The organism is Hyphomicrobium album (assembly GCF_009708035.1).
Lineage (GTDB): Bacteria > Pseudomonadota > Alphaproteobacteria > Rhizobiales > Hyphomicrobiaceae > Hyphomicrobium_A > Hyphomicrobium_A album.
The window spans coordinates 23222-39828 of record NZ_WMBQ01000001.1 but is presented as its reverse complement, the minus strand read 5'-3'; the positions used below and the strand labels follow the sequence as shown (position 1 = coordinate 39828).

General features: G+C 64.1%; 17 protein-coding genes. All 17 read left to right on the top strand.

Annotation, left to right across the window (positions count from 1 at the left end; genetic code table 11):
- Positions 1–284: 284 nt before the first annotated feature.
- Positions 285–449: a hypothetical protein gene (locus tag GIW81_RS00095; RefSeq protein WP_154737327.1), complete on the top strand. Its 165-nt coding sequence runs from the start codon at positions 285–287 to the stop codon at positions 447–449.
- 448 nt (positions 450–897) lie between these two features.
- On the top strand, positions 898–1593 hold the full coding sequence (locus tag GIW81_RS00090) for an energy transducer TonB (protein ID WP_154737326.1): 696 nt from the start codon (positions 898–900) through the stop codon (positions 1591–1593).
- A gap of 60 nt (positions 1594–1653) precedes the next feature.
- Positions 1654–2334 (top strand): energy transducer TonB, encoded by a 681-nt coding sequence (locus tag GIW81_RS00085; protein ID WP_154737325.1) that lies wholly within the window; start codon positions 1654–1656, stop codon positions 2332–2334.
- 113 nt (positions 2335–2447) lie between these two features.
- Positions 2448–2999, top strand: coding sequence for an RNA polymerase sigma factor (locus tag GIW81_RS00080; protein WP_210251889.1), 552 nt, complete (start codon positions 2448–2450; stop codon positions 2997–2999).
- A 66-nt stretch (positions 3000–3065) separates the two neighbouring features.
- Positions 3066–4049 (top strand): FecR family protein, encoded by a 984-nt coding sequence (locus GIW81_RS00075; protein WP_154737324.1) that lies wholly within the window; start codon positions 3066–3068, stop codon positions 4047–4049.
- A gap of 205 nt (positions 4050–4254) precedes the next feature.
- On the top strand, positions 4255–6030 hold the full coding sequence (locus GIW81_RS00070) for a ShlB/FhaC/HecB family hemolysin secretion/activation protein (protein ID WP_154737323.1): 1776 nt from the start codon (positions 4255–4257) through the stop codon (positions 6028–6030).
- Positions 6030–8324, top strand: a complete 2295-nt coding sequence (locus GIW81_RS00065; protein WP_154737322.1) for a MotA/TolQ/ExbB proton channel family protein — start codon at positions 6030–6032, stop codon at positions 8322–8324. Before GIW81_RS00070 ends, GIW81_RS00065 begins: the two co-directional genes overlap by 1 nt.
- Positions 8325–8329: 5 nt before the next feature.
- Complete coding sequence (locus GIW81_RS00060) at positions 8330–8734, top strand: ExbD/TolR family protein (RefSeq protein WP_154737321.1); 405 nt, start codon at positions 8330–8332, stop codon at positions 8732–8734.
- Between the two features lie 7 nt (positions 8735–8741).
- A complete protein-coding gene (locus tag GIW81_RS00055) occupies positions 8742–9443 on the top strand; it encodes an energy transducer TonB (protein ID WP_154737320.1) in 702 nt (233 codons plus the stop codon).
- A gap of 102 nt (positions 9444–9545) precedes the next feature.
- Entirely contained in the window at positions 9546–11402 is a 1857-nt protein-coding gene (locus tag GIW81_RS00050) for a putative porin (protein WP_195930268.1), read from the top strand.
- Positions 11403–11404: 2 nt separating this feature from the next.
- Complete coding sequence (locus tag GIW81_RS00045; RefSeq protein WP_154737319.1) at positions 11405–11998, top strand: hypothetical protein; 594 nt, start codon at positions 11405–11407, stop codon at positions 11996–11998.
- The gene (locus GIW81_RS00040; protein WP_154737318.1) at positions 11995–13035 is read left to right on the top strand and encodes a peptidylprolyl isomerase; all 1041 of its coding nucleotides are present in this window, start codon (positions 11995–11997) and stop codon (positions 13033–13035) included. Before GIW81_RS00045 ends, GIW81_RS00040 begins: the two co-directional genes overlap by 4 nt.
- Positions 13036–13122: 87 nt before the next feature.
- Entirely contained in the window at positions 13123–13575 is a 453-nt protein-coding gene (locus GIW81_RS00035) for a hypothetical protein (RefSeq protein WP_154737317.1), read from the top strand.
- A gap of 45 nt (positions 13576–13620) precedes the next feature.
- A complete protein-coding gene (locus GIW81_RS00030) occupies positions 13621–14019 on the top strand; it encodes a hypothetical protein (RefSeq protein WP_229309046.1) in 399 nt (132 codons plus the stop codon).
- A 221-nt stretch (positions 14020–14240) separates the two neighbouring features.
- A complete protein-coding gene (locus GIW81_RS00025) occupies positions 14241–14912 on the top strand; it encodes an STN domain-containing protein (protein ID WP_154737316.1) in 672 nt (223 codons plus the stop codon).
- Positions 14909–15505 carry an RNA polymerase sigma factor gene (locus GIW81_RS00020; RefSeq protein ID WP_154737315.1) on the top strand — a complete coding sequence of 199 codons (597 nt, stop codon included), beginning with the start codon at positions 14909–14911 and terminating at the stop codon, positions 15503–15505. The genes GIW81_RS00025 and GIW81_RS00020 overlap by 4 nt, the downstream gene beginning before the upstream one ends.
- On the top strand, positions 15498–16499 hold the full coding sequence (locus GIW81_RS00015; RefSeq protein ID WP_154737314.1) for a FecR family protein: 1002 nt from the start codon (positions 15498–15500) through the stop codon (positions 16497–16499). The genes GIW81_RS00020 and GIW81_RS00015 overlap by 8 nt, the downstream gene beginning before the upstream one ends.
- Positions 16500–16607 lie beyond the last annotated feature (108 nt).

The following is a 16607-nucleotide window of genomic DNA, read 5'->3' as shown; positions in this document are numbered from 1 at the left end:
CTACGCGATCAAAAACTCATTCGCCCAGCCTTGCCGGTTCCTCTCCGCCATAACCATGTCTGCAATGCTCACACGTGCGGGCGTACGTCGCGTTAGAGACGCGCGAGCAAGAGTCAGAGCATCTGCCGCCTTATGCAGAAGGGCGGCGATCACGACACAGTCAAGCGCCACGCCTCGCGTGCCCACGGCGGATTCCGCGCCGTGGATTGGACGCGATCGCCACTGGCCTTGGTCGCGCGTCCCGTCCTATTCGTGCTGCGCGGGTAGCTGTAGGGGGGAGTTCTATGACTTTCGAGGGCACGACGACCTTCGCTGAAGGCTCAGAGCAGATTGCCATTCAAGACGCACGAAAGCTCGATGGTGAGAGAGGAACTGCTTCCCGGAAGCACTTTCTCGACGCCTACGCAGAGCACCTAGAAGCACTGCAGCGCGACCGCTCGAAGAAGTGATCTCGGCCACGCTCCGCCTTTTGTGGAGCGGTGCACTTGGAGAATGGGCGAGATCGTGGCGCTCGGAGTGATTTACGCGGCGCCTCCTGAGGCAATAATGTCTCGGCCGCGGTCGAATTCATGTCGTCAACATGTAACTTTCTGGCTCTAGCTCACCACTGAGCGCATGGCGAGGCTGCGGGTGCGTTCACGCGCGGCGGCATTGCTCGAGCTGATATTCAGCATTCGCGCCAGAGTGCCGGGCTGCGCGGCGTGCCTTGTTGCCACTGCGCAACTGCCTTTGCGCATGAGTTGGAATCAGGCCCTCGTTGACAAGGACGCGAGCCCGCGGCGATGAGTGTGAAGGTTGCGGACGCTTGGATCGTAGGCGCGCATGGCAGTCGGACAAGTGGACGATAGTAGCGCGACTACCGTAACGCGCACGCTGCGTGCGCAGCGATCCCGGACGTTGCTTGTCACCCTGCTCGGTCTGTTTGCGGTCCTCAACGCCCACAACGACACAAGTTGGAGCCAAGGGGGGCCGCCCCCTGTCGATACCACCGTCGTTAACTTTCGAATTCCGAGCCAGCCGCTTGCGAGCGCGCTCGAGGGCTACGCGCGCGCATGTGGGATCGAGGTCTTGTATGAGAGCAGCGTCGTAGAGGGGAAACTCTCACTTCCACTTGAAGGTGAATACACGCCTGAAATGGCGCTGCAGATGCTACTGTCTGGCACTGAGCTGAGGGTTCGCTACGCCCGCAAGAACGCGATCACGCTTTCGGCTCATGTTCCAGAGGATGAGGCTAACCTTCCGCCGGCGACAGCCCTCGAGGAAGCCGACCTGTCCCTCGACACTCTGAAGGTGTCGGGGGGGGATACCGCGGATGCCTTCCGGCTGCGCGAGTTCGGCACCGTCATCCAGCTTGAGATCGAGCGCGCACTCCGCCAAAACGAAAAAACGCGATCGGGGAACTACCGGGTGAATGTGAGCCTGTGGGTCGATGCGTCGCGCAAGATTCGCCGGGTGACGCTGGCGCAGTCCACCGGGGACGTCGAGCGCGACGCTTCCATTCCTATCGCCCTGGAGGGGCTCACCCTCACGCGGGCGCCGCCGGCCAACGCGCCGCAGCCGGTTCAACTCGTCATTTCTGTGCGCTCACTGTAGATGGGTGTGCAATAGGTTAGCGCTGGCGCGGCGCCGCAAGCGGCGTGAGGTTTCTCTCCTATGGCATTCGAGCGGTTGCCCAACGACCAGGAGCAAACGAGCGTCGGCGCATCCGGCGAGGTGGTCCGCCTCCTTGTCGCTTCCGCGCTCGCGGTCATCCTGCTGGCCGGCGGCGTTTATTGGCTGCACCAGTTCCCCGCCCAACCCGGCATGCTGCAATCCGGCGCCATGGTCGAGGTCCAACTCGTATCGGTCGCCGAACTCCAGCCGACGGACACTGCCTCGGTCGAGGGCGTGGACGTTGAGGGAATATCCACGAAATCCGGTCCCTCTTCCCAGCAGGACGCATCGATCGCGGAGGAGGCGGAGCAGCCGCTGCAGTCTCCTCACCTCGATCCTATTGCCAAGGCAGATATAGACTACGCACCGGCCCTCGCGCGCAGCCCTCCAACCGAGACCGCCTTGAAGTTCCGCCAAATCCTACTGCGTCATATCGCGCAGTATCAGCGCTATCCGGCAGTCGCGCGTATGCAGCGGCTCGAGGGCACCGTGCAGGTTCTATTCCGCTTGCGCCGCGACGGATCGATCCTCGATGCTTGGGTCAGTTCAAGCTCCGGGACACCTATCCTCGACACCGAAGCAATCTCGACCTTGTACCGGGCCGAGCCGTTGCCAGCCATCCCCGGCGAGATGCCGGGCGAGCTCAAAATCGTGCTGCCGATCGCTTTCTCGCTGCGCTAGCGTCGCGCGTTGTAGGTGCCGAGATGCGTTGATACACGTCCGTCACATTACTGTTGTTCAGCTGCGTTAATTGCCTGTGGGGTTCCGTAAGTCGCGTGTGGGGGCGGCAGGGCGTGTCGGACGCGGATCGTACGGAGCTAAGGCATTTCCTGGTCGTCAACTACGCAGATCTTAGCCAGCGGCTCACTCGCAGGCTCGGGTCGCCTGAGGCTGCCAATGACGCCCTGCAGGAAACGTATCTGAGGCTTGAATCCGCGTCCGTCCTCAGCCCAGTTCGCAATCCCCTCAATTACCTGTTTCGAACAGCCCTCAACATCGCTGCCGATCGGCGGCGTGCGGAGACGCGCTATTTGACGACGACAGAAATCGACACGCTACTCGACTTCGCCGACGATGCGCCGGATCCGGCGCGCATTGTCGAGGGGCGCTCCGAGTTGCGCGCGCTTGAGCGTGCAATCGCGGAGATGCCCGAGCGCCGCCGCGCAATTTTCCAGGCCGTGCTCGTTGAGAAGACGCCGAGGCGCGAGCTGGCAAAGCGTTTTGGCATAAGCATTCGTACTGTCGACATCGAGGTCCAACGTGCCCTGGAATATGGAGCTCGTCGTCTGCAAGAAAATTCAAACGTGCATTGCGAAACTGCCCCCGGCGAATCGTCTATTGACTAGAGCCGCGCTTTTGCACGTAGCGGGGACAACGCCTTCCGGACCTGCGACGTGGGCTATTGGGTAGTGATGGAGCCCTTTGACAAGCCGCCCGATATCGACCCCTTGCTGCGCCAGGCGATTGCCTGGCTGGTGCGGTTGAAGTCGGGCGACGCCACCACCGCCGATGCAGCGGAGTTCACGCGTTGGCGCAGCCAAAGCGCTGAGCATGCGGATGCTGTTCGACGCGCCGCAAAACTTTGGCGCATGTCGGAAAGGGCCGCCGCCAACCTCGCCAGCGAAGGGGCGACGCCGTCCACCTCGACCGTTGTGCCACTGTGGCAGCGCCGCAGCACCCGCCGCGCTTTCCTCGGCGGGGCCATGGCTGCTGCCGCAGCCGGCTACTTCATCGCTCGCCCGCCGCTCAAACTATGGCCGTCGCTCGAAGAGCTTTCCGCCGACTATCGCACCGGCAAAGGCGAGCAATTGAAGGTCGCGCTCGGGTCGGGTGTCTCCCTCGAGCTTGGCACGCTGACCAGTATCGCCGTGGATTCAACCGCGTCCGCGATGAAAGTCGAGCTCATCGACGGCGAGGCCGCGATCAACGCCAGCACCGCGCCTGGGCAGGAGCTGGTCGTTTTCGCCGCTCGCGGTCTGGTCATCGCAACGCAGGCGGATTTCGACGCCCGCTGCATCGACGATGTCGTGTCGGTAACGTGTGCCGCGGGCGCCGTCGAAATCCGCTTTGGCGACAGTAGGGCTCACCTCCACGCCGGCCAGCGGGTCTCGTATTTAGGCGACGGGCTGAACGCGGTGGTCGACGTCGATGCGGCGCAGGCGACCTCCTGGCGCCAGGGTGTGCTGATCTTCAAGGACGAGCCGCTCAGCGACGTCGTCAAGGAGATCAATCGGTACCGCGCCGGGCGCATCATCATCACCAACGGCGATTTGAGCGCGCGCATCGTCAACGGTACATTCCACCGGGCGCAGCTGGACAATTTCCTTACCCAAGTGAAGCAGCTGTTCGGCGCTAAGGTTACCGAGCTGCCCGGCGGAGTGACGCTGCTCAGCTAGGGCGAGCGGTTGGTCGAAGCCTGATCGCGCTTACATCGGCTGCCGCACGATAGAGCATTGCGCCCTTTCCGCCACGGTCCGCGCCGCCAGGCAAAAAACTCCACTTTGCGATTCGCATCCGCTTCTTGGCGAACGTCTTACAGCTAGAGACCCGCTTGCAGCGCAACGCGTGTCGTAGGGGTTCTAGCGTACGAGTTGGCGTTTTATGCGTTCTCGCTCTTCGAAGCCTTGTGCCGAGCGTGCGTTCACGCGCGGCGGCACGCAGTTTGCGCCAGCGGCCGCGCTCTTTCTGGCCCTCGCCGGCAGTGTCTCGGCACCGCCGGCCGCCAGTGCCGATCCTCAGCAGCCGTCCGAAACCAATAAGTCCGAGACCGGCCAGGCCCAGGCCGATCAGTCGGAGAAGGGCGCGCAGGATGCCTCGGCCGCACAGCCCGGCGCGCCTCCGGCACCACAGGTCTTCGATGTCTACGAGTATCGCGTCGAAGGCGCCGACACTCTGGACCAGAGCGAGGTTGAGGAGGCGGTCTACCCGTACCTCGGCGAAGGGCGTACTCCGGCTGATATCGAGAAAGCGCGCGCCGCGGTCGAGAAGAAGTACCACGACAAGGGCCTGCAGACCGTCAGCGTCGCAGTCCGCCATCAGGACATCGACGATAAGTACGTGGCGCTCAGCGTGACGGAAATGCGCGTCGGGCACGTTCGGGTGACCAACTCGAAGTACCACGACCTCGACACCGTCAAGAAGAGAGCCCGCTCGCTGAAGCCGGGCGTCCTTCCCGATTTCGACGATGCCACGAAGGACATCATCGCCCTCAATCAATGGCCGGATCGCCGCGTGACGCCGGCATTGCGGGCTGGCGTGACGCCCGGCACCGTCGATGTCGATCTCAACGTCGAAGATAAGCTTCCGCTGCACGCCAGCGTTGAGCTCAACAATCGTCAGAGTCCGAACACGACGGACCTGAGACTCAACGGCACGATCCACTACGACAACTTGTGGCAGCGCGGCCATTCGCTGAGCTTTACCTATCAAACGGCGCCGCAGCGCCGCGACGACATGGAAGCCTTCTCCGCTTCGTACCTGACGAGAATTCCGGACGTCGAGTGGTTCAGCATCCTGACCTACGGCGTCATCTCACGCAGCGACGTGGCGCTGCTTGGCGACATCAATGTCGTTGGACCGGGCGAGACGTTCGGCATGCGCGGGGTGATCACGCTGCCGTCGAAGGAGAATTTCTATCACACGCTTTCGGTGGGGCTCGACTACAAGCATTTCGGCCAGACGCTCACTCTCGGCGACGACAGCTTCGATTCACCCATCACCTATTTCCCGGTTGTCGCCGCCTACAGCGCCAGCCTGCAGGTCGAGAAATCGCTCACGCAGCTCAGTGCCACGGTGACCCACGGCTTGCGCGGTTTCGGCAGCGACAGCTGGGCCGAATGGGATGCCAAACGCTACATGGCGACGCCCAACTTCTTCACCTTCAACGCCGAGCTGTCGGAGACCTATGACCTGCCCGAGGGGTTCCAGCTCTTCGGCAGGATCGGCGGCCAGCTCGGCGACCAGCCGCTCGTATCGAGCGAGCAGTACAGCATCGGCGGCTTGCAGACGGTGCGCGGCTATCTGGAATCGACGGCGCTCGGCGACAGCGGCGGCTCGGCCAGCATCGAAATCCGCAGCCCCAACATTGGCGCGTTGCTGCAGACCGAACTCGAGAAGTCTGGCGAGGCTCCGAAGGATCGCAAGATCTTCAACGATTGGCGCCTGTTCGCCTTCATCGACGGCGGCTTCACGATGATCCACGAGCCGCTGGTGGAACAGGAATCGCGCTCGAAGCTGTGGAGCTACGGCGCAGGCACGACCTTCAAGGCTTTTGATGTCCTCAACGGAATGGTGGCGGTCGCCGTTCCCGAGGCCACTGAACCGTCCGTCAAAGAGGGGGAGCCACGCGTGCTCTTCCGTATCTGGGGTGAATTGTGATGTCGATCTTCGAAGTCAGTTCGTCGCTTGGAACGCTGGAGAAGCGTCGCAGAAGTCGGCAGGCGACATTCCTGACATGGCTGCTCGCCGTGGCCGCGCTCGTCGCGTGGTCCCAGACCGCGCAGGCGTGGTGGAACGACGAATGGCAGCTGCGCAAGAAGATCACCATCGATACCAGCGCCTCCGGCGCCAATATCACCGATCCAATCGGCAGCGTGCCGGTGCTCGTGCGCCTGCACGTCGGCAACTTCCGTTTTGGGCAAGCCAAGGAAGACGGCGGTGATCTTCGTTTCATAGCGGCGGACGACAAGACGCCGCTGAAGCATCACATCGAAAAGTACGACTCGCTTCTCGGCGAGGCGTTCGTCTGGGTGCAGGCACCGGATCTTCCGTCCGGTGCAAAGACCGACGTCTGGCTCTACTATGGGAACAAGAAGGCCATCCCGTCGAACGATGCGAAGGGCACCTACGACGCCGATACGCTGCTTGTCTATCACTTCGCCGAGCGCGGAACCCCGGCGCAGGATTCCTCGGTTTGGGCCAACGGCGCCCAGAGCGCGGGCCAGCCCGCCGACGGCGCCATCATCGGCAGCGGCCTGCGGCTCGACGGTCAGTCGGCACTCATCGTCCCCGCTTCGCCTTCTCTCTCCTTACCCCAGGACGGTTCGCTGACCTGGTCGGCGTGGGTGAAGCCGGCGGCCGCGCAACCGAACGCCAGCCTGTACAGCCGTCACGATGGTCAGAACGCCATCGTCATTGGGTTCGACAACGGCTCGCCGTTTTTCGAGGTGACGAATGCGGGAACCGTGCAGCGCACGTCAGCCGGTGCTCCGGTCAGCCTGAACACGTGGCATCACTTGGCTGTCACGGCCAGCGCTGGCGTCGCCACGGTGTATGTCGACGGCACTCCCTACGCCACTCTCAACGCGCCCTTACCTGCGCTCAACACGATCAGCGCCATCGGTGGCAGCACGGCTCCTCATGCCTCCGCTGCGCCGACCGTCGCGCCGTCCGCGGAAGCACCGACTTTGCCGGCCCCCACGACCGGCAACGCCTCAACCTCCGCGGACGGTGCGGCTCCATCCGCCACTCCTGACGCAGGCGGCGCGACTCCCCCCACCCCACCTGAGGCGAGCCCAACCAATCCTGACGCGAGCGGCGCGCCGCCAGGCGGAGGTGCAGCTCCCGCGTCTGACGGCCAGTCTGACGGCACGGCAGGGGATGCCGGCGCGGCGCCCACGCCGGCGACCGACGCGACGGCGCCGACGGCCGGTACCGCTGCGCCGACGGCCGGTACCGCCGCACCGAGCGCCGACGCGGCTGCGCCCGCGGCAGTTCCAGAACCCACGCCCAGCCCAACGCCCGCTCCTGTAGTTGCCGCTCCTGTAGTTGCCGCTGCTGTGGGCTTTGTCGGCGATATCGACGAGGTCAACATCGCCAAGACCGCGCGCACGCCCGGCTTCCTGAAGGCGCAGGCCATCGGCAACGGTCCCGAGCAGGCCAAGCTCATTTCGTTCAGCGTCGACGAGGAAACATCGAGCTGGCTGTCCGGCTACTTCGCTGTGATCTTGCGCTCGGTGACGATCGACGGCTGGGTGGTCATCGGCTTCCTCGTCGTGCTCGCCGTCATCAGCTGGTTCGTGATGTTCGACAAGGCTTCGATGCTGAAGAAGCAGACCAGAGCCAACTCGCACTTCACGAAGGCCTTCCGCGCGGCGACCGCGAACCTGGGGGCACACAACGTCCGCTTCGACGAAATCAGCGGCCACATCGTCGCCGGTGACGAGAAGCTGATGCGCCACTCTTCGCTGTTCCAGATCTACCAGGTCGGCGCCGAGGAGATTGCGCAACGCTTCAGCCGCGATCCTGCCAGGGCGCATGTGCTCGGGGCAGCATCGATCGCCGCCATCCGCGCCAGCCTCGATGCCGTGATGATCCGGGAGTCGCAGAAGCTCAATCGCATGATGGTCATGCTCACCATCGCCATCTCAGGAGGCCCGTTCCTCGGCCTCCTGGGAACGGTCGTCGGCGTCATGATCACCTTCGCCGCGATCGCGGCCTCGGGTGACGTGAACGTCAACGCGATCGCACCCGGCATCGCCGCGGCACTCGTCGCTACCGTCGCCGGTCTCGCCGTCGCGATCCCCGCCTTGTTCGGCTACAACTACCTCATCTCGCGCATCAAAGACCTGACCAACGACATGCAGGTCTTCGTCGATGAGTTCATCACGCGGATGGCCGAGACCTATGCGGAGCGGCCCGAGCCGCGTCCCGTCAGCCTTGCGGCGGAGTGACGGCGATGCAGCTCAACACCGAATCCAAGCCGTACGACGACATCAACATCACGCCGATGCTCGACTTGGCGTACGTGCTGCTGGTGATCTTCATCATCATGACCACCGCCACCATCCAGGGCATGAAGGTGAACCTGCCGAAGGCAAGCCCGTCGCCATCGCTGGCCCAGCAGACGACCAAGGCCATCACGATAGGCAACGACGGCAAGGTCTTCCTCGACACTATTCCCGTCACGCTCATCGAGCTCGAGCAGCGGCTGGTGCAGCAGAAAGCGCTGACGCCGGAGTTCCCGGTTGTCGTACGCGGCGATGCGCACACTCAGTTTCAGAACGTGGTGGACGTCCTCGATCTGCTGTCCCGCCTGAGCATCACGCAGGTCGGCGTCGCAACGAAGCCATTGGTTAAGTAACCCGACCATGAGCGCGCCAGACGATCGCAATCCTCGCACGCGGCCACTCTGGCTGTTCGGCGCCGCCTTCACCGCCATGGTGATGCTCGCCGGCGGCGCCGCGTGGCTGATGCTGGGCGATAACACGCCGCCGCCGCGCCGCGTGCCGGAGCCGATCATCGTGCGTCTGGTGCCGCCCCCACCGCCACCGCCGCCGCCGCCGGAGCAGAAAGAGCCCGAGCCGGAGCTGATCGAGCAACCGAAGATGGTCGAGCCGGAAACCAAGGACGAGCCGATCGAAGAGCCCAAAGAGGAGGCGCAAGACGAGGCGAACGACGAGCCGCCTCCGGGTCCTCTGGCGCTCGATGCGGAAGCCGAGGGTCCCGGCGATGCAATGGGTCTTGGCGCCAATCCAGGCGGCCGTGGGTTGCTGGGGGGAGGCGGGCGCAGCCGCTGGGGCTGGTACGCATCGATGGTGCAGGGCGAGATCGAATCGGCGCTGCGTAACAACGCCAAAACTCGCAACTCCCTGATGCAGGTGCAGCTGCGCCTGTGGGCGGACAGCTCCGGGCGCATCCAACGCGTTCAAATCGTTTCATCGACTGGGACCGCGGAACTCAATGCGGTCCTTCAGAACGTCGTCCTTCCCGGACTTCGGCTACGGGAAGGGCCGCCGGGGGACATGCCGATGCCAATGGTCACGCGGATTACGGTGCGACGGCCAAGTTGAAGTGTGTAATGGGGGTGGGTTAGTCTGATGCACGGTAATAGTAAGCGTAGCGTTCGTGTAGGGCTGCTGCTCGGCAGCTCTCCGAGGGTGTCGGCGATCGCGATGGCGGTATGCCTCGCCGGAGCCGCAACTAGCCCGGTCAAGGCGCAAAGCGTCGTCGCCAAGAACAGCGCCGCCGGCATCTCGGCGCAGGCGCCGCGCCAATTCGGCGGCGAGATGTTAGCGCAGGCCGCAACGCAAGCGGCCTCGGGCACCGAGAAGACCGACAATCCAAAGGTCTCCGACAAGAAGCCGACATCGCCCAACGCCACCGCCAGCCTGGTGAACGCGCTCGTCGAGAAAGGAGTCCTCACTGAGGAGCAGGCCACAGCGATCATCCAACAGGCCGACGATGAAACCTACGTTGGCCGCGAGGCCGCCAAGGACGCCACCGTGCAGGCCGCCGAGGCCGCCAAGGCTGCTAAGGAAGCGGCGCTCGCCGCCTCGCCGCCGGGCACCAAGCACGTCTCGTACGTCCCCGAAACTGTAAAGCGCCAGTTGCGCGACGACATCCGCGCGGAGGTTATGGATCAGGCCAAGCGCGAGAACTGGGCGTCTCCCGGCAAGTATCCGGAATGGGCCTCGCACATGAAATTCTACGGCGACATACGCGCCCGCTACGAGGGAATCTTCTTTCCCGACGGCAACGCGCCGGGTGGGTTCTTCCCGAACTTCAACTCCATTAACACCGGCAGCCCCTATGACATTAGGGGAGGGGCAACCAATCCCTATCCCAGATACAATACCGACCAGGACCGCACCCGCTTCCGTACGCGTGTGCGGCTCGGCCTCAACGCCGATCTCGGCGAGGGGTTCACGGCCGGACTGCGCATGGCCAGCGGCAATGACGGATCGCCGGTTTCGCCCAACCAGACGTTCGGCAGCTCGGGCGGCTACTTCAGCAAGTACTCGATCTGGCTCGACCGCGCCTTCATCAAGTATGCGCCCATCGAGGAGGCGAAGCTCAGCATCGGCCGCTTCGACAACCCGTTCTTCGCCCCGGCCGACCTCGTCTGGGATCCGGATCTCGGCTTCGATGGTGTCGCGCTGCAGGCCAAGCACGAGATCATGCAAGACCTCGTTCCTTGGGCCGTGGCCGGCGCGTTTCCGATCTTCAACACGGACTTGAACTTCGCCAGCAACGAGGACAACAAGTACGATAGCGAAGACAAGTATCTCTACGGCGCCCAGGTCGGCGTCGCCTGGAAGCCGCGCGAAAACATTGGGCTCAAGTTCGGCGTCGCGTACTACGACTTCGACAACGTGAAGGGCAAAGTGTCGTCCGAGTGCGAGGTCATAAACTCCTCGAGCGCCTGCGACACCGATGCGTTGCGTCCGTCGTTCGCGCAAAGGGGCAATACGTATACGCCCCTGCGCAACATTCAGGCCAATGCGAGTAACGGCAACGGAACCACAAATCAGTTCCAATACTTCGGGCTTGCGAGCGACTTCAAGGAGCTCGTCGTAACGGCGCAAGCCGACCTTGGGTACTTTAGCCCCTATCACATCATCATCGACGGCGAGTACGTGCAGAACCTTGCCTTCGACCGTTCGGCCATCGTCGGTCAGGGGGCCGTCAACAACATCGGCGCCAGCTTCAATGGCGCCCCCGGCACCTACGACGGTGGCGGCTACGGATGGTTCGTGCGCACCACCGTCGGCCACACGGAGCTCGAAGAGTTCGGCGACTGGAACACGCACCTTGGCTACAAGTGGCTAGAGTCCGACGCCACGCTCGACGCCTTCACCGACTCCGACTTCGGTCTCGGCGGCACCAATCTCAAGGGCTTCATCGTCGGCGGCAATCTCGCGCTCAGCCACAGCGTCACGACGACGGTAAAGGGGTTCAGCGCCAACGCCATCGCCGGCGCACCTTACTCCGTCGACATCCTCCAACTCGACGTCAACGCAAAGTTCTGATCATGCGCAACAAACTCCTTTTCGCCACGTTGCTTGCCGGCGCTCTTGCGTCGGCGGCCATGGGCGCCGACTCGGAGCTGGAGCGGCTGCGTGAGGCGCTGCGCAGCATCACCGGCCAGGTACGCGGTCTTGAGGATCAACGCCTTGCGTTGCAAAACCAGGTCGCCGCCGGCGTGCGCGAGCGCGATAAGCTTAAGGTCGACCTCGTTGCCGCCAAGGCGCGCATCAAGGCGGTGCAGAAGGCGCACCGTGAGGCCGTCGCTGAGTTCAATCAGCGGCTCGAAGAGCGCAACCAGGTACTCGAGAAGTGGAAGGCGGCCTACGAGGAAGCGGCGACTGTCGCGCGCGCGAAGGATGCCGAGCGTGCAAAGTTCCAAGCCGAGGCGGTCGCCTACAAGGCCAGCACCAAGGGTTGTGCTGCGCGCAACGTCAAGCTGGTCGCCATCGGCCGCGAGCTGGTGGACCGGCTAGGTAAGGTGCATTTCACCGACGCCCTCTTAGCGCAAGAGCCACTAACTGGGCTCAAGCGCGTCGAGGTGCAAAACACGCTGCAGGACTATCAGGACAAAATCCTAGAGCAGAAGGCTACACCATGAAACACACCCGGAGAAATACGGCTACCGTCGCTCGCATCGCCACGGCCACAGGTCTCCTGACGCTATTCTGTGCGCCTGCCCTTGCGGCTGATCCCAAGGCCGGCGTTGCGCCGGCTGCCAAACCTGCCCCGCAGGCTCCCGCCGCGCCCGCCGCGGCGGTGAAGGCGGCGCCGGCGCCCGCGCCTTCCGGAAGCGGCGAGACCATCGCCCGCGCCGGCACCACCGAGCTGAAGGACTCGGACATCCGCAACTACATCGCCGCGTTGGGACAGCGCGAGCGCGCTGCCCTGGCGCAGGATCCTGCGGCGCTCGCGCAGTTCGTGCGCGTGTTGCTCGTCAATCAGCTCGTGCTGAAGGAGGCGGTCGCCAAGCAGTGGGAACAGCAGCCCGCCAACGCTGCGATCCTGCAGCGTGCCCGCGAGAGCGCGTTGATCGAAGCCTATCTTCAGGCAGTGTCCGCGCCGGCCGCGGACTTCCCCGCCGAGGCCGATGTGCTCAAGGCCTACGAGGCCAACAAGGCGGCGCTGCAAGTGCCAAAGCAGTACAACCTGGCGCAGATCTACGTCAGCGTCGGCAAGGACGCGGACAAGGCCGCTAAGGATAAGGCCAAGCAAAAGATCGATGAGATTGCCGCCAAGGCGAAGGCACCCGGCGCTGACTTCGCGGCCATCGCACGTACTGGCAGCGATGCCAAAGAGACGGCCGGCAACGGCGGCGAGATCGGTTGGGTGAGCGAGGCGCAGCTTCGTGGCGAGATCAAGCCGCTGGTTCTCGGCCTTACGAAGGGTGGCGTCACCGACCCCGTGCAGGTCGATGACGGCTGGCAAATTATCAAGCTGCTGGATGTCAAGGAACCTCGCACCCTTGAACTCGCGGAAGTGCGCGAGGCTCTTACGCAGCGCATGCGCGAGGAGCAGGCGGTGATCAACCGCCGCGCCTATGTCGCCGGCCTGTTGAAGCAGGACGCTCCTGTCATCAACGAGCTGTCGCTCGGCAAGCTGCTAGGTGGGGCGAACGCACCGTCCGCCTCGCAGTGACGACGGAGCAGCTGCGCGGGCCGAGCACTCTCGCTTGACCCGCGCGGCCGCTCTCTTAGTTTCCACAACAAACACAGGCCGACGACAATGAAACGGCGTGACCGATCGGGTGGCGCGTACGCGCAGTGGGTGACCTACACGTTGGCGTCGGCCATACTGGCCGCCGGGTATGGGCCGGCGATGCCCCAGCAGCCGTCAAAAAGCGCCGCCGAAGCGCCCTTGGCCTGGCGTGAATTTTCCGCGCGCCTCAAGGCCGAGTGCGAGAAGACCTTACAAGCGGACGATGAGACTGCCCGCCGGCTGCAGGCAACGCTCGAAACGCTGCGCGCCAGCTCCCCCGACCAAGCCCCGCTGCGCGTATTGGTGAGCGTCTGGGTTGGCGGCGTGGGAGACGTCGACCGCATTTCCTTCCAGCCGCTGCCGACCGAGCAGGCGAGCGCAGATCTCAAAACGTTGCTGAGCCGCGCGACGCCGGGTGCGCCCCCTGCCGACATGCTACAACCCGTGCGGCTCATGCTGTCGCTGACACCGCGTCAGTAGTCTCTCACTCGCTTGTTCATGCGCCTTCTCCGAAGGAGACCGTCCATGCGACGACTGATGATCACTTTCCTCCTGATTGCGTGCTCGGGTGGCGTTCTCCTCGCGCAGCAGACGCCCTCCGCCAACGTTCCGGCTGGCGATCTGCCGCCCGCGCCCGGCGCGTTGACGGCCGGCACCCCGGACACCGACGACGTCGAGAGCTGCGTCGAGGTCGAGATCGGCGGCGCCAAGGCCCTCGACTGCATCAATCGCAAGCTCAAGCGCGACGCCGAGAAGGTCGCGCCGGTCAAAAACCTGCCGCCCGTCGACGCCACCTCGCAGGATATTCACCTCGGCATCGTCAACGCGCCGGCCGTCAAGCAGCAGTACGGCCCCAACTTCGGAAACTCGGCCGTGCCCTACCGCCCCTCGCGAACGTTCACCCCGCCGCTTAGCCCGCCTTGAAGCGCGGGCACAGTCGGACATTGGCTGATGGCAGTTCTCGATACGCTGCTGTCACGCAACAGCAGCGTCGGGACCAAACACATGTCGTCAATCTGTAATGTGTCGCCGCTAGCGTCCCCAGTGGGGATGCCTGTCATGGTCGATCACGTCGGGCTCACGCAGTGCGTGCGCGCGGCAGGTGGTCGGCGCAAGACACCAAGCCGAACCGGATTGAGAGAGTTGTGCTCAGCTTTCAGCTTGGCTATGTGGCGGCTGCGGTCTTAGCCGCATCAGCGGCCACTGCCGCTTCAAACGCACAATCCTTGGATTCAGCGGCGGCGCCGGCGATCAGTTTTGACATCCCGAGTCAGCCACTCGCCAATGCCCTATACGCTTATAGCACCGCAACCGGCATCGAGATCCTGGTTCCGGGCGACATGCTCGAACATCGGCGCGCAGGCGCAGTGCGCGGCGTCCTCCCCGCCGAAGAAGCGCTGCACGTCTTGCTCTCCGGGACCGGCCTCTCGCCGCGCAATACCGGCGTTCGTGCCTTTACCTTGGTCCCCGTTGTAGCCCCGTCTGCGGCGCCCGCTACGCGCGTCCCCCGATTTCCCAAGTATTCTGCTGCGTTGCAGGCCGCCGTGACGCGAGCGCTCTGCCGGCTGGAGAGAACGCGCCCCGGTCGCTACCGGATCGCCGCGCGCCTCTGGGTTGCCCCAACGGGAAGGGTGACGCAGGTGAGCCTGCTCGGCAGCACAACGGATGGCAAACGCGATGCCGCGCTCGTCAGGTTGCTCAGTACGGTGGTCGTCGGCGAGTCCCCGCCGTCCGATATGCCGCAGCCGACGACGATGATGGTGCTTCCCAATCGTAGTGACGCGGCGGGGTGCGGCGCAGGCGGTCCGCCGCCATGACGGAAGCAACGTGGGCGACGCTGCGCGCCATGCTCGTCGAGCGATACACCGAATTCAAGCTTCGCCTTGCGCGACGGCTGGGCTCGATGGATCTGGCGGCCGAAGCGTTGCAGGAAACGTGGTTGCGCCTCGAGCGGCCGGGTCATCCTGGCGTCCTCGACCGGCCGGATGCCTACCTGTTTCGTGTGGCGCTCAACGTGGCGGCGGATCGCCGCGACGGCGATCGCCGGCGGCTGGCGCTGTCAGAAATCGAGTCTCTGCGCCATCTCGATGACGACCAGATCGACCCCGCACGCATAGCCGAATCCCGCGCCGAGATCGCTGAATTGTCGCGCGCGCTCGATGAGCTGCCCGCGCGCTGCCGCGCCATCTTCATCGCGTCGCGGCTGGATGAGCTGCCCCACAAGCTGATCGCGGCGCGCCACGGCATCTCGACGCGCATGGTGGAACGTGAGCTGAAGAGAGCTCTCGAGCACTGCGCAGAGCGGCTCGGCAGGCATACGCGCGCCGTTCGGCACAACGGCGCGAAGACAGTCGAAGCAATAGAGAGTTCTCAGGCGCCGACTAAGCGGCCGAAGGCAAGCGATGACTGATCCCAATCACTCGAGTGCGGAGATCGAGGCCTTAAAGCACGAGGCGCAACGTTGGGTGTTGCGACTGACGTCAGGCGAGGCGACGGAGGCGGACGCAGTGGCGCTCAATCGCTGGCGGCTTACGAGCGTTGCGCATCGACAAGCATTTGCCGAGGCTAATCTGCTCTGGACCAAGTTGCAGCCTGCGACCGCCATATCAGCGCGGGACGGGCCCGCAGCGACGACATCGTCCTCACAAGACAGCGGGCGACACCCCGCTCACCTGGGCCGGCGCGCGTTCCTTGGTGGCGCGATTGCCGCAGCTGCTGCCTACACGGTCGTGCGCCCTCCGTTTGAGCTATGGCCCTCCCTGGCGGAGTTGAGCGCGGACTATCGAACGGGCATCGGTCAGCAGCGGCAAATCCCTCTGACGGGGGACATTTGGCTGAAATTGAACACGCGGACCAGTGTCTCTGCGCTCTCCTCGCGCGGCGGAACGGTCGACGCTGAACGGATCGAGCTGATCTCGGGCGAGTTGGCAGCCGCCACGAATAACTTGAGCGCTAAGCCACTGGTTGTCGTCGCTGGCGAGGGGCAGACCACGGCAACGCACGCTCGCTTCAATGTTCGACATGACGGGGGCACGGTTTGCGTCACGTGCCTCGACGGCGAACTCGAGATCAAGCACCCACATCGCTCCTCGGCGCTGCGATCGGGCCAACAGGTCGCCTACAACACACAGAGCATGGGTGACGCCGTCAACGTCGACACGGACGCAGTATCCGCCTGGGAACGGGGCCTATTGGTCTTCCGCAACGACCCGCTCGCTCGCGTAATTGAAGAAGTCAACCGCTACCGATCCGGCAAAATCGTCCTGATGAACGAGGCTCTCGGGCGCCGGCCGGTGCTCGCTACGTTTCGGATTGATCGCATGGACGAGGTTGTTCCCAGGTTGCAGGCGGTCTTCGGGGTGAAGATCCAGACGTTCCCCGGCGGCATCGTCGTCGTGATCTGAAAGCCCAGCAACGACGGAAAAATCCAAGTGCCATGTCGGATCGGCTCCTCGGCATCGGTCAACCTTTCGAGTGGTTGCGAGGCGCGACATCGGTCTGCCGGTGCCGGT

What these genes read in the sequence shown, in the direction of transcription:
- GIW81_RS00095 (WP_154737327.1), top strand. Translation starts at nt 285, where the DNA reads ATGACTTTCGAGGGCACGACGACCTTCGCTGAAGGCTCAGAGCAGATT.
- GIW81_RS00085 (WP_154737325.1), top strand. Translation starts at nt 1,654, where the DNA reads ATGGCATTCGAGCGGTTGCCCAACGACCAGGAGCAAACGAGCGTCGGC.
- GIW81_RS00075 (WP_154737324.1), top strand. Translation starts at nt 3,066, where the DNA reads ATGGAGCCCTTTGACAAGCCGCCCGATATCGACCCCTTGCTGCGCCAG.
- GIW81_RS00070 (WP_154737323.1), top strand. Translation starts at nt 4,255, where the DNA reads ATGCGTTCTCGCTCTTCGAAGCCTTGTGCCGAGCGTGCGTTCACGCGC.
- GIW81_RS00065 (WP_154737322.1), top strand. Translation starts at nt 6,030, where the DNA reads ATGTCGATCTTCGAAGTCAGTTCGTCGCTTGGAACGCTGGAGAAGCGT.
- GIW81_RS00060 (WP_154737321.1), top strand. Translation starts at nt 8,330, where the DNA reads ATGCAGCTCAACACCGAATCCAAGCCGTACGACGACATCAACATCACG.
- GIW81_RS00055 (WP_154737320.1), top strand. Translation starts at nt 8,742, where the DNA reads ATGAGCGCGCCAGACGATCGCAATCCTCGCACGCGGCCACTCTGGCTG.
- GIW81_RS00050 (WP_195930268.1), top strand. Translation starts at nt 9,546, where the DNA reads ATGGCGGTATGCCTCGCCGGAGCCGCAACTAGCCCGGTCAAGGCGCAA.
- GIW81_RS00045 (WP_154737319.1), top strand. Translation starts at nt 11,405, where the DNA reads ATGCGCAACAAACTCCTTTTCGCCACGTTGCTTGCCGGCGCTCTTGCG.
- GIW81_RS00040 (WP_154737318.1), top strand. Translation starts at nt 11,995, where the DNA reads ATGAAACACACCCGGAGAAATACGGCTACCGTCGCTCGCATCGCCACG.
- GIW81_RS00035 (WP_154737317.1), top strand. Translation starts at nt 13,123, where the DNA reads ATGAAACGGCGTGACCGATCGGGTGGCGCGTACGCGCAGTGGGTGACC.
- GIW81_RS00030 (WP_229309046.1), top strand. Translation starts at nt 13,621, where the DNA reads ATGCGACGACTGATGATCACTTTCCTCCTGATTGCGTGCTCGGGTGGC.
- GIW81_RS00020 (WP_154737315.1), top strand. Translation starts at nt 14,909, where the DNA reads ATGACGGAAGCAACGTGGGCGACGCTGCGCGCCATGCTCGTCGAGCGA.
- GIW81_RS00015 (WP_154737314.1), top strand. Translation starts at nt 15,498, where the DNA reads ATGACTGATCCCAATCACTCGAGTGCGGAGATCGAGGCCTTAAAGCAC.